11 protein-coding genes are annotated in these 14,310 nt (G+C 58.9%); 6 read left to right on the top strand and 5 right to left on the bottom strand.

The window, feature by feature from the left end:
* Positions 1 to 241 precede the first annotated feature (241 nt).
* From QOM10_RS12515 to QOM10_RS12505, 3 genes are read right to left on the bottom strand one after another with little or no spacing between them, the layout of a single operon-like run.
* Positions 242 to 1,180 (bottom strand): FecR family protein, encoded by a 939-nt coding sequence (locus QOM10_RS12515; RefSeq protein ID WP_316918170.1) that lies wholly within the window; start codon positions 1,178 to 1,180, stop codon positions 242 to 244.
* Positions 1,181 to 1,211: 31 nt separating this feature from the next.
* Entirely contained in the window at positions 1,212 to 1,763 is a 552-nt protein-coding gene (locus QOM10_RS12510; RefSeq protein ID WP_007913935.1) for an RNA polymerase sigma factor, read from the bottom strand.
* Complete coding sequence (locus tag QOM10_RS12505) at positions 1,760 to 2,425, bottom strand: secretin and TonB N-terminal domain-containing protein (RefSeq protein ID WP_316918169.1); 666 nt, start codon at positions 2,423 to 2,425, stop codon at positions 1,760 to 1,762. Before QOM10_RS12505 ends, QOM10_RS12510 begins: the two co-directional genes overlap by 4 nt.
* A gap of 207 nt (positions 2,426 to 2,632) precedes the next feature.
* Here QOM10_RS12505 and QOM10_RS12500 point away from each other — a divergent pair, with 207 nt between their 5' ends.
* The gene (locus tag QOM10_RS12500; RefSeq protein ID WP_102902194.1) at positions 2,633 to 2,947 is read left to right on the top strand and encodes a hypothetical protein; all 315 of its coding nucleotides are present in this window, start codon (positions 2,633 to 2,635) and stop codon (positions 2,945 to 2,947) included.
* Between the two features lie 128 nt (positions 2,948 to 3,075).
* Here the strand turns inward: QOM10_RS12500 and QOM10_RS12495 are convergent, their stop codons facing one another.
* Positions 3,076 to 3,516 carry a carboxymuconolactone decarboxylase family protein gene (locus tag QOM10_RS12495; protein ID WP_122599514.1) on the bottom strand — a complete coding sequence of 147 codons (441 nt, stop codon included), beginning with the start codon at positions 3,514 to 3,516 and terminating at the stop codon, positions 3,076 to 3,078.
* Between the two features lie 312 nt (positions 3,517 to 3,828).
* Here QOM10_RS12495 and QOM10_RS12490 point away from each other — a divergent pair, with 312 nt between their 5' ends.
* The 5 genes from QOM10_RS12490 to QOM10_RS12470 all read left to right on the top strand — a co-directional run bounded on the left by QOM10_RS12490 (position 3,829) and on the right by QOM10_RS12470 (position 8,914).
* The gene (locus tag QOM10_RS12490) at positions 3,829 to 5,262 is read left to right on the top strand and encodes a PLP-dependent aminotransferase family protein (RefSeq protein WP_316918168.1); all 1,434 of its coding nucleotides are present in this window, start codon (positions 3,829 to 3,831) and stop codon (positions 5,260 to 5,262) included.
* Positions 5,263 to 5,385: 123 nt separating this feature from the next.
* A complete protein-coding gene (locus QOM10_RS12485; RefSeq protein ID WP_016984406.1) occupies positions 5,386 to 5,679 on the top strand; it encodes a putative quinol monooxygenase in 294 nt (97 codons plus the stop codon).
* Between the two features lie 238 nt (positions 5,680 to 5,917).
* The gene (locus QOM10_RS12480) at positions 5,918 to 6,322 is read left to right on the top strand and encodes a cupin domain-containing protein (protein WP_186616058.1); all 405 of its coding nucleotides are present in this window, start codon (positions 5,918 to 5,920) and stop codon (positions 6,320 to 6,322) included.
* 214 nt (positions 6,323 to 6,536) lie between these two features.
* Positions 6,537 to 7,250, top strand: a complete 714-nt coding sequence (locus tag QOM10_RS12475) for an ATPase (RefSeq protein WP_316918167.1) — start codon at positions 6,537 to 6,539, stop codon at positions 7,248 to 7,250.
* Between the two features lie 365 nt (positions 7,251 to 7,615).
* Positions 7,616 to 8,914 (top strand): hypothetical protein, encoded by a 1,299-nt coding sequence (locus tag QOM10_RS12470; protein ID WP_316918166.1) that lies wholly within the window; start codon positions 7,616 to 7,618, stop codon positions 8,912 to 8,914.
* A 61-nt stretch (positions 8,915 to 8,975) separates the two neighbouring features.
* Here QOM10_RS12470 and QOM10_RS12465 read toward each other — a convergent pair whose 3' ends face one another.
* Positions 8,976 to 13,871 (bottom strand): NAD-glutamate dehydrogenase, encoded by a 4,896-nt coding sequence (locus tag QOM10_RS12465; protein ID WP_316918165.1) that lies wholly within the window; start codon positions 13,869 to 13,871, stop codon positions 8,976 to 8,978.
* Between the last annotated feature and the right edge of the window lie 439 nt (positions 13,872 to 14,310).

The raw sequence follows: 14,310 nt of genomic DNA, 5'->3' as shown, positions 1-14,310 counted from the left end.
CAGCGACCGTTTGGCGCAGCCAAATGCATCGAGAGGAGGTGCAGCGAAGCAAACCGTAGGCGATGCGCCCGGATGGATCCCGGAGCGAAGGAACCCCGAGCCTCAGCGAGCGGGCCGTACGTAGGAGCAAGCGTTTTTTTGCTTACTTTTTTTAGGCGTTTGTAAAAAAAGTGAGTCGCCGTAAGGGCGAAACCCTAAGCAGCCGTTACCGCAGCAACGGATATGTACCCAGTCAAACTCACTAACTCAAAACGACGACGCCGCCGGGTAGTTCGGTGCATTTGACGCCATAGGCATCCCGAATCAGCAGTGCAACGCCAGCAAGTTGGTCGAGGCTGAATCGGGCCTGGACGCGGCGTTGGCCGAGCTCACGGTTGAGCAGCAGCAACATGCCGGGGCGGTAGCGGTTGATTTCGTCGATCATCTGGCTGAGGGTCGCGCCGTTGAAGACCAGCACTTGTTGGCGCCAGTTCATCACTGCGGCTGTGTCGACGCTTTGTACGCTGCCGACTTGCCGCGCGTCATAGGTCACTTGCTGCCCCGATTCGAGGCGCATGCTGCGGCCTTCCACGTCGACTTCCACCGCACCGTCAAGACAGGTCACGCAAACTTGCTGATCAGTGTTACGCAGGTTGAAACGTGCCTGACTGGCGCGCAACCACCCTCCCCCAGCCTGCATCGCCAGCGGCAATCGAGCGGTCTGCACTTCGACTTCGCCGCTGACCAGTTCAAAACCCTGCACACCGTTATCGATGGAGCGCTGATTGATCCGCGTCTGAGTATTCAGCTCCAGGCTCACACCCTGCACAGGTTCAAAACGACGCTGCTGGCCAACTTCAGTGATGTAGTCAGCGCCCAGCCCTTCAAAACCACCAGGAATCGTCCCGCGCACCAGCAAAAACGCAGCCGACGCAGCAATCGCCCCACCGAGAAAAGCACGTCGACCAAACCCGCGTGGCGCCTGCATCTGCTCCACGGCCGGTTGCAGTTGCTGCCACAACCGCTTGGCCTCTTCGAACGCGCGCGCATGTTCGGCGCTCTGCGCGCACCATTCGCGCAATGCGCGGGCATCGGCCACGGTGGCGCGGCCGGAGGTCAGCAGGACCAGCCAGTCGCGGGCTTCGCTGTGCAGATGGTCGGCCGCCGATGGCTCGGCAGGTGTCAGTCGAAAGATGTTCAAACGCGCAGATTCTCAACGAATTGATCGGGCACTATTCAGAAGACGGTTTTCCGGCCCCGCGACCGAACCGCTGAAACACTTTTCTTTCCAGTTTCGCGGCGCAGAAGCCCAACGCGGCTTTGATTTCCTTCTCGACCATGCGCGTGGAAATGCCGAAGCGCTGCGAGATTTCCAGATGCGGCGCCTCTTCCAGACGCGCCGCGATGAAGATCTTCCGGCGCCGTGCGGGCAGCTCGTACAACGCACTGAGCAGCGACTGGATTTCCTTTTGCCCGCCCACTACCCGCGCCGGGTCGAGGGCTTCGTCACCGATTTGCAGCAGCTCTTCGACTTCCTCGCCGGTGAGCAGGCGCGCATCGGCCTGACGGCGGTCGGCGGCGATGTTCAGGGCCATGCGATAGAGGTAGGCATTCGGCCGCAGGACGTTCGGCGGCGTCTCCATGCGGTCGACGCGCAGGTAGGTTTCGTGCAGCACGTCGTTGGCCAGATCTTCCGAACCGAGACGCCTGCGCAGGCGCACCCGAAAGTCCTCGTAGGACGTCAGGAACAGTTGGACCATCGAACCTTGTCCGGTGTCTTTCATCCCCCGGAAACTCCTTCCCATTTGGTGCATTCCATGCGTTTCCCTGACGACTCCGGTAACAACAGCAACGTGACCGGCTGACGCAAGGCGCTGGGCGTCGGCCGGTCGATTTTGAGATTGCGAAAGCTCTCCACCAGCGCGTTGTCGCGCCGTACATCACCGGTCGAAGTGACCAACCGGTTGTGCTGCACCACGCCGTCGCGGCCGACCCACACCTGCAACACCGCGCGATAACTGCCCGGACGGGTCAGCGGCGAGCGGCACAGGTTGCGCTCGATCGCCGCTTGCACGGCAGTCGCGTAATTGCGGTTGACGGCGACGCTCTCCGGCGTCTGTTTTTGCGGCGGCGCCGGTACGTCTTCGACCTGAGCCACTTGCAACGTAAACGCATCGTCGCGGGCATACCGCGCCATCAATCCACTGCCGCCGAGCAATCGACGCAGGGCATCGGCGGCGGTGTATTCACCGTCCACCGCCAGAGAACGTCGGCCGCGACTCAACTGGCTGTCGACCAGCACCGCAACGCCGGTGGCGTGGCTGTACTGATCCAGCGCGCGGGCCAGATCCTGTGCCGGAATGTGCAGCGACATGCGCAGGTCCGCCGGCACCGCGTCGGCCATGGCGTGGCCCGGCGCACAGCCAAGCAGCCACCCCAGACACATCCGGCGTACAAGCCTCGTTGAACGCTGAAAACCGTCCGTGGAATTGCCTCGCTGCACGGCTGACGAATCCTTGGAAATCGTCATCCTGAGGGCTGTTTATGAATCTGGTGTGACGGGCGGTGCAAAAAAACCATCACGGGAATTGCGCATGGCTTGCACTAGACTCAAGCCAAAGCGCGGCCCCGTCGGGCCGGCCAGGAGGCGAGCATGAACACACTGTGGCGATTGAGCCTTGGCGGGCTGTTGTTGATGGCGCTGTCGAGCGCTTATGCCGAACAGCCGTTGGGCTGTGTGGAAGTGACGGTCGGCGGCTACAAGGCGCCGAATTACGATTGTCTGAGCCAGCAGATGGGCAACAACCCGGAAGGTGCTGCGGCGGCGGAGAAGAATCAAGAGGCGCTGAATGTGCCGGTGAACAAACGGCCGCCGAATCAGGTTGGCCTCGCGACACCGGCCGCAACCAGCACGCGGATGGGCAATACCTTCGGCACCTCAGTAAAACCACAACGCCCACCGCAATGACACCCCACCGATCGTTCCCACGCTCCGCGTGGGAATGCAGCCCGGGACGCTCCGCGTCCCATCCAGAGCCGAACGCAGAGCGTCCGTTGAGGCATTCCCACGCGGAGCGTGGGAACGATCATGGGTGTTCAGTCGCTTGGGGTTTGGCGGAAGCTCACCGCGAGGCGATTCCAGCTGTTGATGGTTGTGACGGCCATGGTCAGGTCAACCAGTTCGCCTTCACTGAATTGCTCGCGCGCCTGCTCATAAACGTCATCAGGCACACGGCTCTCCGCCAACAACGTCACCGCCTCCGCCCAAGCCAGCGCCGCACGCTCACGCGGGTTGAAGAAGTTGCTGTCGCGCCACACCGCGATCGCATACAAACGCCGATCACTCTCCCCGGCCCGTCGCGCATCCACCGAGTGCATATCGGTGCAGAACGCACAGCCATTGAGCTGCGAGGCGCGGATCCGGATCAATTGCAGCAGCGGCTGCTCGATGCTGAGGTTGGCGGTCAGCGCCTCCATGGCAATCATCGCTTTCATCGCCTTGGGCGAAGCGTTGTAGTAATCCAGGCGCGGGGACATGGGCAGGTCTCGTTAGACGGAATAATGACTTCACCGTAAACGCCGACAGCCATGCATTACAGCCCCAATTGCACGGAAAACCGCTACACCACTGAATCCCCGCCAAACACAAATCCCTGTAGGAGTGAGCCTGCTCGCGATAGCGGTGTGTCAGGCAACATTGATGTCGGATGTGCCACCGTCATCGCGAGCAGGCTCACTCCTACAGGGGATCTAGGCCAATTTCGAGTTTTTCGGGTAGGCAACTATTGTGGGTCACGCTTCAGCGGTAATCTGGCGGGCACGCCAAATAGCCCCGGGAGCCTCGTCGGTATGGAACTTCACGTCGTGATCAACGGCCGCAAGGATCTTGCCGGTCAGTTGTATCAGCAGTTGCGCGGGGCCATCGAGTCCGGGCGCTTGGCCGCTGGCACACAACTGCCGCCCAGCCGTCTGCTCGCCGAGCAACTGGGCATCTCGCGCAAGACCATTTCCGACACCTACGCGCAGCTGACCTACGAAAATTTCCTCACCGGCGTGATCGGCAAAGGCACTTACGTCAACGCGCGCCCGGCGCAGATCCAGCGCAAGCAAAGCCACAGCGAACTGGCCAGTGCCGAAGTGATCGAGAGCTGGCGCAATCTGCCGGTGTTTCTGCGCCACCCGACGCTGGAAGGCTCGCTGCGCTACGACTTCATCGGCGGCGCGACCAGCAAGGGCCAGTTTCCGCAGGATGACTGGCGCCGCTGCGTCGCCCATGCGATGCGCCAGATGAGCCAGTCCAAGGGTTTCTACAGTGTCGCCGAAGGCCTGCCGGCGCTGCGCAATGCGATTGCCCGGCACATCGCGTTTTCCCGGGGGATCAACTGTCAGGACGAAGACATCGTCGTGTGCAATGGCGCGCAACAGGCGCTGGACCTCATCACCCGCGTGCTGATCCGCCCCGGCAGTCGGGTGGCGATGGAAGATCCCGGTTATCCGCCGGCGCGTCTGCTGTTCGGCACCCATGGCGCCGAGGTGGTCGGGATTCCGGTGGATGCCGAGGGCATTCAGGTTGAGCAGATTCCCGATGGCACGCGCCTCATCTATGTCACGCCGTCGCACCAGTTCCCGCTGGGCATGCCGATGAGTCAGGCGCGCCGTGAAGCCTTGCTGGCCCGCGCTCATGAGTTGGGCGCGATCATCATCGAGGACGACTATGACAGCGAGTTTCGCTACGAAGGCCGGCCGACCGATTCGCTGTTCAATCTCGACCAGCGCGGCATCGTCGCTTACGTCGGCACCTTCTCGAAAACCCTGCTGCCGGAGTTGCGTCTGGGCTATGCGATTCTGCCGCCGGCGATCCTTGAGGCGGTGATCCGCGCCAAGCAGCTCACCGATCTGCACGCCTCGACCCTGCCGCAATGGGCGCTGGCCAAGTTCATCGCCGAGGGCTGCCTGCTCAAGCATATCCGCCGCTGTCACGCGATCTACGCCCAGCGCCGCGAGCGGATTCTGGCGCGCATGGCGGATGACTTGTCGCCATGGCTTGAGGCGGTGCCGGCCAGCGCCGGGTTTCATATGGCGGTGTTCTGCAAGGTGCCGATCGACCTGCCGCTGGTGATCGAACTGGCGAAAAAGGTCGAAGTCGGTTTGTACTCGATCAATGGTTTCTACCATCAACAACCGGCAAAGAATGGCCTGTATTTCGGCTTCGGCGCGATCGAAACCCTCGACATCGATATCGCTCTGGATCGCCTGCGCGACATCCTCCAGCAAGTCGCCTGAGCGATTGGCCTAAAGATTTAACCGCCGATTGGTTATTGGTGTTCCGGGGGTGCAGGCCTATCCTGCACAGGCGTTATCCCTCAATGAGCAGGATTCGTCCGGCCTGATTCAGGAGTGTGAGCAATGTCCAACGAAGTGATCAATACGGTCCAGGTGCAGGCTGCCGCCGGCCGCTCGGATGAACTGGGCAGGCAACTGCAGAAGATCGTCGAAACCCTGCGCGAAACCCCGGGCTGCGATTCCTACCTGGTCGACCGCTGCCCCGAGGACAGCCACCGCTGGACGGTCAGTGCCCGCTGGCAATCGGAAGCAGCGATGCAGGCGCATTTCAACCGGCCCGAGGCGCAGGGGTTTATTGACCTGATCGATAGTCGGTTGGCCAATAGCGTCGACTTCAATAGCTTCCCTATCGTCTGATCTGACGCCTTCGCGAGCAAGCTCGCTCCCACAGGTTTTTGTGTCGTACATTAATTATCGAACGACGCTGAACCCTGTGGGAGCGAGCCTGCTCGCGAAGGCGTATTCAGCCGCACCGACAACCTTTCTGAAACACCGCCAATTGGTCACCCAATCTTCCCGAATATTGGCCGTTTGAATGCCCCGCCCTGCGGACTACTGTGATCAGCAACACCCCAATCCTCACAGGTAACCCGCCATGAAAGCCCTGCCCTTCTTCGCCGCCGCCCTCGCCTTGAGCCTCTGCACCTCGGCCACCTTCGCCCACGATCCATCTGAAAAAGTCACCGTCCTGCAAGACCAGATGCTGAAAAACGCCCCCGGCAAAAAAGCCATGATGATCGAGGTCGATTACAAACCCGGTCAGTCCTCCATCGCCCATAAACACGACGGCACCGCCATGGCCTACGTGCTGGAAGGCGAAGTGATTTCCCAGGTCAAAGGCGAACAACCGATCACCTACAAGAAGGGTCAGTTCTGGTACGAACCAGCCGGCTCGGAACATTTGGTCTCGAAAAACGCCAGCCAGACCAAGCCTGCCAAGTTGCTGGTATTCATGGTCCTGGCTCCGGATGAACAAGTGTTGATCCCGCTGAAAAACTGATGGCTGTTTAACCAGCCATAAATAAACAGGCGCAAATCGACGATTGGCACCTTTTTATTTCCCGGCGCAATTAGCGGTTACGGGTTAAAGCCAATAAAACTATTGCTCTGCTTTTATTACAGCAAATTGTCAGCTTCGCGGGTTTAGTCTGAATCAACTGTCGTCGCCGACGGCATTGCAAACTTTCCGTCTGTTGTTTCACGGGAGAAACACCATGAAACTTGCGCTCACCAGTGTACTGGCGATATCGGTTTTAGCTCTGTCAGCCTGTTCGGTACCCACCGCGCCTCAAGCCGTTTCCTCACTGGACACCCTGCTCCCCCATCCCACCGGCCGCAGCAGCGCCACCCAGGTAAAAAGCGGTCCCGGCGTATCGCTCGGCGTGGTCTACAGCCCAAGCACCCAGACCAACCGCGAATACCTGCGCGACTATCAGGCCAACGCCGGCACCGGTTTCGGCCAGAGCCTGCTGGTGCAGCCGATCCACGACGCCTACGTCGCCAGCTCGAAACCGGACATGGCGGTGGACTGGGTCAACGCGTCCCTGCAGCGTCAGTTCGGCTCAGTGGCGGTGTATCCAGACATGCAAAGCCTGCGCGCGGCCAGACCGGATGTAGTCGCAATCGTCGACACCCACAGCCAGTTGATCACCTCGCGCAGTTCCGACATCAAGGCGGATGTCAGTGCCGACTTTTATGATGCGCAGTTGAACTATATCGGCACGGCGAAAGGTTCGGATGCACGGGAATTGACGCCGGTATGGGCGGACTTCAAGGGTTCGGAAGAGATAGTGGCGGATATTAATCAGCAGCAGGATGTGCAAGTTCGGGCGCTGCAGAAGTTTGACCAGTCGCTCAGCAATTTAGTCGCGATGCCTGCGAATAAAGTGTCAATGCTGAATAGTCAACACGGTCAGAAGTTGTATTGAATGTAAGGGCCCTTTCGCGAGCAGGCTCACTCCTACAGTTGAAATGCATTCCCCTGTGGGAGCGAGCCTGCTCGCGATGGCGCCGGAACTGCCAGCACAACCCCCTCAGACATAAAACAGCCCCGGCATCTCACGACACCGGAGCTTCCTCGTTCAACCACTGCCCAAGCCGAGTAAAACTCGGCATTGGCAGCAAAGGCGAGATACCGCGCCCTCGAACTTCACACATATCCTCATCTGTCTACTGTCAACCCTGACAGTAGACCGTCTCGCCAAATTGGCTTCCAATAATCTGACTGTATTGATCTCTCGATCCCAGGTCGGTTATCGGCGTATGCAGAAACCACAGGTTTGAGGAGCAGGCAATGTCTAACATTATCAATAGCGCCAACGTGGAAGCTCTCGACCCGACTTTCGGATCTGATGAATCAGGCGTGAGTTGGTTAAAATATCCGGATGGCACCAATGGATTTGTGTGGGGCATCACCGTCGCGCCGGACAACAAACTGTTGATCGCAGGCAGAGCTGGAAAACGTTTCTCAATCGTGCGCCTGAAGACTGATGGTCGACAAGATCCCGATTTCGGTGATCAAGGAAGTGTCATTGGTGAGTTCGCAGTCGGCGATCTATCAACGGGCAGGGGTGTTCGCGTACTCAAAGACAAGACAATACTGCTTGAAGGGTGGTTCGAGTACGATCCTTCGTCCCCATTGCTGCGTGGTTTGGCTCTTTTTGACGATAAAGGAATGCCCGTCAAGGCATTTGGAAACGATGGGGTACTGATCGTTGCTCCCATCTCGACACCCGCCTACCGATTGTCCAAAGAAGAGATCGCCAATAAAGACGCATCGACGTCCCGCGAAGGTGGACACTCCATTGAGTTGCCAGACGGCAAGCTGATGATTATCAGCAATCATCTATATAGCTTCAGCGACAATATCGGTTTATTAATCAGGCTGGAAAAGAACGGTTCGCTGGACATGGATTTTCATGGAAAAGGCTATGTCGCTGTCCAGTACCTTGCTAATTACACAACGGCTAACTCACTGATAATGCTCCAGGATGGATCGTTTGTCGTTGGCGGAAACACTGCCGTGGAAGGCAAAATGATGCCGATGATTGCTCGCTTCAATGCACAGGGCGAGATCATTAAAGAGTTCGGAAACAAAGGCTTCGTTGTGATTGAAACTGATCAGCATAGTGGCGGTACAAGTCAACTTATAGAATTACCTGACGGCAATATCCTGGGTATTGGTAGCACGTCGTCACACGGGATTCAAAGTGGCCTATTGTTTTGTATCGACAACAAAGGCGCATTGGTCTCTTCCTTTAATCAAGGCGAGCCATTGATTACCGCATATCCACGGGCGCCGATGGGTATTCAATGGCATCAAGGCACCCTGCGTCAGGGTAAGCACATTATGGTTATCGCCGACACCTTAGGAGAGGAGGACTCAAAAACGATCATGGCCAAGTTCGACCTGGACGGTGTTCAAGACACCCATTTTGCAGATAAAGGTTTTTTGACCATTAATCTAACTGATGTTCTCGATTTAGGCGTATCCATAGCCACCCAAAATGATCAGATTATCGGGGCTGGCACTTCCTTGCCTCATGCCGATGGCGTACGCGGTTTCGCCTTTCGTTGTTCGGAACTGGTGTAAATAAGAACAATGAAAAAGCCCCGCCTCTTCCGAGAGCGGGGCTTTTTCATTCAACCACTACTTACGCCAATTCAAGCTCGGCATTCGCAGCAGCCGCAGGCACGACCGCTTGCCCGCTCAATGCCAGATCCAGCAGTTCACGGTTGGCCACGGCATACATGGCGTAGTCCGTGCCGCTTGCCGCGCGGATTTCCACCAGCATGGCGCGCCAGCGCGAGATCATGCTTTCGTGCTGTTCCATCCACAGCGCCAGACGTGCTTCCACATCCAGTGTGCCGTCGCCCTGTTGCAGGACGGAGATGGTGATCGCCCGTTGCTGCCAGTCGACGTCATCACGGAACGCTTCACGGGCCAGAGCCTGCCAGTTGTTTTCAACCGGCAGAGCGCTGATCTGTTGCAGGTACCAGGTGATGTCCAGCGCACTGCCCACGGCGAAGTAAGCCTTGGCCACTTCGGCAGGGTTCTGGCCAGTCACGTCGGACGCTTCGATGATCGGCAGCAGCGTGTACAGGTGCGAGGTACCCGCAACCATACGCGCCAGCAGTTCCGGCACACCGGCTTCGACGTACGCCTGATAACGCGCCTGCCAGTTTTCACGGATTTCGCCGCTCAGCAGTTCGTCGAGTTTCAGGCCCAGCTCTTTCAGGTGCGGACCGAAATGCGCGACGTCACGGGCAGCGTTCTGCTCGTTGCGACGGGCACGCAGGAACCAGCGCGTAGCGCGACGGCCCAGACGCATCAGCTCGTCCATCAGCTCCAGCTGAACGTCAGCGCTGACTTGGTAGTCCAGCGCTTCGATCTGACGGAACCAGTGCGGGAGGTGGAAGATGTCGCGCACGATCACGTAAGCACCGGCCACGTTCGCCGGGCTCATGCCGGTCGACTCTTTGAGTCGTTGAACGAAGGTGATGCCCATGTGGTTGACCAGATCGTTGGCGATCTGGGTGCTGACGATCTCGCGCTTCAGGCGGTGACGACGCATGGCTTCGGAGAACTTGCTGACCAGGGTCGGCGGGAACGCCGTTTCCATGTCGCGGGTCAGGTAATCGTCGTCCGGTACCAGCGAGCCCAACAGCTGCTCTTTGAGGTCGATTTTGCTGTACGAGATCAGTACCGACAGCTCAGGACGGGTCAGACCGTGGCCTTCAGCAATACGCTCGGCCAGTTGCTCTTCGGTCGGCAGGAACTCGATGGCACGGTCCAGCTTGCCACGGCCTTCCAGATCGCCCATCAGACGCTTGTACTCAGCAATGCGTTCGTAGGCACGACGTGCCGCCAGGGACAGGGCCTGAGTCTGCTTGTAGTTGTTGCCCAGCACCAGATTGCCGACTTCGTCGGTCATGCTCGCCAGCAACTGGTTGCGTTGCTTGTCGGTCATGTCACCGGCCTGAACCACTTCGTTCAGCAGGATCTTGATGTTCACTTCGTGGTCGGAGCAGTCCACACCACCGGCGTTGTCGATGAAGTCGGTGTTGGAGCCGCCGCCATTCAGACCGAATTCCACACGACCCAGTTGGGTCATGCCGAGGTTACCGCCCTCGCCCACGACTTTGCAGCGCAGCTCGTTGCCGTTCACGCGCAGTGCGTCGTTGGCCTTGTCGCCGACATCGGCGTGGCTCTCGGTGCTGGCCTTGACGTAAGTACCGATACCGCCGTTCCACAGCAGATCCACTGGTGCCTTGAGCAAGGCGTTCAGCAGTTCGGTCGGGGTCAGCTTGTCAGCCTTGATGTCGAAGCGTTCCTGCATCTGCGGGGAGATTGCGATGCTCTTCGCGCTGCGCGAGAAGATACCGCCACCTTCGGACATGATGCTGGTGTCGTAGTCGGTCCAGGCCGAACGCGGCAGGTCGAACATGCGCTGACGCTCGACGAAGCTGGTCGCCGGGTTCGGGTTCGGGTCGATGAAGATGTGCATGTGGTTGAAGGCCGCGACCAGTTGCAGCTTGTCGGACATCAACAGGCCGTTACCGAACACGTCACCGGCCATGTCGCCGACGCCGACCACAGTGATGCTGTCTTCCTGAACATTGATGCCGCGCTCGCGGAAGTGACGTTGTACGCCCACCCACGCGCCTTTGGCGGTAATGCCCATTTTCTTGTGGTCGTAACCGGCCGAACCACCCGACGCAAACGCGTCACCCAGCCAGAAGCCGTAGTCGATGGCGATGCCGTTGGCGATGTCGGAGAAGGTTGCAGTGCCCTTGTCCGCCGCCACTACCAGGTACGGGTCGTCATCGTCGTGGCGAACCACGTTCAATGGCGGTACCAGTGCGCCGTCTTTCAGGTTGTCGGTGATGTCCAACAGACCGGAAATGAAGATGCGGTAGCAGGCGATACCCTCGGCCGCGATCTCGTCACGGCTGCCGCCCAGAGGCAGACGACGCGGCAGGAAGCCGCCCTTCGCACCCACTGGCACGATGACCGAGTTCTTCACTTGTTGAGCTTTAACCAGGCCGAGGACTTCGGTACGGAAGTCTTCTTCACGGTCGGACCAGCGCAGACCACCACGAGCGACGTTACCGAAGCGCAGGTGCACGCCTTCAACGCGTGGCGAGTAAACGAAGATTTCGAACTTCGGCACTGGCTTCGGCAGTTCAGGGATCGCGTGCGGGTTGAACTTGAAGCTGAAATACGACTTGTTCTGGCCGTTGGCGTCAGTCTGATAGAAGTTGGTGCGCAGGGTGGCTTTGATCAGGTCGAGGTAACGACGCAGGATGCGGTCTTCGTTCAGCACCTGAACATCGTCCAGTGCGGTCAGAATCGCTTGTTCCAAACGCAGTTGCTTGTCTTCCAGATCGTCGTCGCTGAGTTTGCGCGCCAGATAGAAGCGGGTCTTGAACAACCGGGTCAGCTCGCGAGCGATGTCGGTGTGGTTGTTCAGGGTGCTGGCGATGTAACCCAGATCGAAGCCCAGACGAATCTGCTTCAGGTAACGCGCGTAAGCACGCAGCAGCGCAACGTCGCGCCATGGCAGGCCGGCGGTCAGTACCAGACGGTTGAACGCATCGTTTTCGGCGTCGCCGCGAACGATGTGGACGAAGGCGTCCTGCAGGGTGTCGTTGAGTTGCTGGATGTCGAGGTCCAGGCCTTCAGCGGCAGTGAACGCGAAGTCGTGAATCCAGAACTCGCGGCCATTGGTGTGACGCAGACGGTACGGGAATTCACCCAGCACGCGCAGGCCGAGGTTTTCCAGAATCGGCAGCACGTCGGACAACGCCAGCGGGGTGTCGGCGTGGTACAGCTTGCAATGCAACTCGCGTTGGCCGGAAACCTGACCGAGCGGCTGATAGAAGCTCATTACCAACGGATTTTTTTCGTTGAGGCTCAGCAGGTGCTGCATGTCGACCACGGCCGAATGCGCTGCGAAACGCTCGCGGTAGCCGGCCGGGAAGCCTTTCGGGAAGTCGGCCAGCACGTTGGTGCCGTGGGCTTCGCCGAAGCTTTCGACGGTCAGTGCGGCGTAGTCGTCCTGCCAGCTGCGGCAGGCTTGCACGACTTCTTTTTCCAGCAGCACCGGGTCGATGTCGAGACGATTTTTCGGATCGACACGCAGGATCAACTGCACGCGCGCCAGTACCGACTCGGAGAAGAACGTCCAGAATTCGCAATCGGAAGCCTTGAGGCGCTCCATCAGCACTTGCTGGATCTTCTGGCGAACTTCGGTGGAATAGATGTCGCGCGGCACGTAGGCCAAGCAGTAGCAGAAACGACCGTACGGGTCTTTGCGCAGGAACACGCGGATCTTGTTGCGTTCCTGGATCTGCACGATCGACATCACGGTGGTGAACAGTTCGTCGACCGGGGTCTGGAACAGGTCATCACGCGGCAGTACTTCAAGCACCTGCGCCAGTTCCTTGCCCAGGTGAGCCTTGGACTGGAAGCCGGAGCGCGTTTCGATTTCTTCGACCTTGCGGCGGATGAACGGGATGACCCGCACGCTCTCGCCATACACCGAGGAGGTGTACAGGCCCATGAAGCGGTGTTCCTTGATGACTTTGCCATCGGCGTCGATTTCACGGATCGACACGTAGTCCGGGTACGCCGGACGGTGCACGCGGCTTGGGTGCGCAGCTTTGGCGAACGACAGCAGGGTCGGTTCGCGCAGGTAGGCAACGGCGTAGTCTTCGATGCGCAGGTCTTCGTAGGTCAGGCCGGTGCGCAGCAGTTTGGTCAGGCCGAGGAAGGAGTTCTGGTCGTACTCGATATGGCCGCCATCGGCCTGATCGGTGACCACGAATTCTTCGTAGCCGAGGAAGGTGAAGTGGTTGCCCACCAGCCATTCCAGGAAGCTCTTGATTTCGTTCTTTTCGTCGGTATCGACGGCGAAGGCGCTGTTGTCGAGTTTGGTGAGGATTTCCTGCACCTTGGCTTTCATCGGCTCGAAATCGGCGACCGCAACGCGGACTTCACCGAGAACCTGTTCCAGCTCTTTGCTCAGCACATTCAGTTCGGCCGCGTTGGCGCAGCGGTCGATTTCCAGGTACATCAGCGATTCGTGCAGAACACCTTCGCCGGTGCTGCCCTTCGGCAGGATTTCCAGCAACTCGCCCTTGCTGCCACGACGCACGCTGAGCACGGTGGTTTGCAGGGTGTGGATGCTGTAGCCGCGACGGTTCAGCTCGGTGCGAACCGAGTCGACCAGAAATGGCAGGTCATGGTGCAGGACTTCGACCGCGGTGTGGGTCGACTGCCAGCCATGACGCTCGTAATCAGGGTTGTAGACGCGCACTTGCGGTTGCGCGTGATCGAAGCGCTCAAGCAGGCGCCACGCAGAAAGAGTACAGCCAGCGAGGTCGGAGAGGCGACGTTGAGTCAGCTCGTCCAGGGAAATGATGCCGAAGAATTGTTCAGCGAACAGCGCCACTTGTGGCAGTGCCTGTTCACTGATGTGCTGCGCCAGTGCCGCTTGCAGTTGGTGCTGGAAGTCGGCTTTGCTGGCTGCGGTGAAGAACGCCATCTGTGGTACTCCGCTTAAGCTTGTTATTGATGGAAAGCGTCGCGTGCAACACCCCTTTCGGGGCTTGTGTCGCCCTGTTCCTGATTCTCGGGCAGAGGAAACAGGGGGACAGGTGGGTGAAGCTGGACGGGACACTCAGGTCACATTCACCTTCCATTGAATGGGCATCTGCAAAAGCGACTGCCAGCGGTGCCGACAATGCCTTTACGGGTGCTCATCCGTTGCGCAGCTTAAAGGGTGCGACAATGTGTCTGCTTGCGGTGCTGCGACATATTCGGTCATTGGCACGTAAACCGAGGGTTTGGCATCGGTAAACACTAGCACTCGTGGCGCAAAACGCTGGTCTGAATGCCCGTTTTTACGGTACATGCGTGCCAGAAATGACCATTGACCCACGTCGCGCTCACGACACATCCTCTGACACTCTCACATGCAGAAA

The sequence above is a fragment of the Pseudomonas sp. P108 genome (assembly GCF_032613195.1).
GTDB lineage: Bacteria > Pseudomonadota > Gammaproteobacteria > Pseudomonadales > Pseudomonadaceae > Aquipseudomonas.
Note: the sequence above shows the minus strand (reverse complement) of the source record. Positions and strands in the feature narration are given on the sequence as shown.

Excerpts from the sequence above, each read along its gene's own strand:
- QOM10_RS12475 (WP_316918167.1), top strand. The coding sequence starts at position 6,537 with ATGAAACTTGCGCTCACCAGTGTACTGGCGATATCGGTTTTAGCTCTG.
- QOM10_RS12505 (WP_316918169.1), bottom strand. The coding sequence starts at position 2,425 with ATGTGTCTGGGGTGGCTGCTTGGCTGTGCGCCGGGCCACGCCATGGCC.
- QOM10_RS12500 (WP_102902194.1), top strand. The coding sequence starts at position 2,633 with ATGAACACACTGTGGCGATTGAGCCTTGGCGGGCTGTTGTTGATGGCG.
- QOM10_RS12480 (WP_186616058.1), top strand. The coding sequence starts at position 5,918 with ATGAAAGCCCTGCCCTTCTTCGCCGCCGCCCTCGCCTTGAGCCTCTGC.
- QOM10_RS12470 (WP_316918166.1), top strand. The coding sequence starts at position 7,616 with ATGTCTAACATTATCAATAGCGCCAACGTGGAAGCTCTCGACCCGACT.
- QOM10_RS12490 (WP_316918168.1), top strand. The coding sequence starts at position 3,829 with ATGGAACTTCACGTCGTGATCAACGGCCGCAAGGATCTTGCCGGTCAG.
- QOM10_RS12485 (WP_016984406.1), top strand. The coding sequence starts at position 5,386 with ATGTCCAACGAAGTGATCAATACGGTCCAGGTGCAGGCTGCCGCCGGC.
- QOM10_RS12465 (WP_316918165.1), bottom strand. The coding sequence starts at position 13,871 with ATGGCGTTCTTCACCGCAGCCAGCAAAGCCGACTTCCAGCACCAACTG.
- QOM10_RS12510 (WP_007913935.1), bottom strand. The coding sequence starts at position 1,763 with ATGAAAGACACCGGACAAGGTTCGATGGTCCAACTGTTCCTGACGTCC.
- QOM10_RS12495 (WP_122599514.1), bottom strand. The coding sequence starts at position 3,516 with ATGTCCCCGCGCCTGGATTACTACAACGCTTCGCCCAAGGCGATGAAA.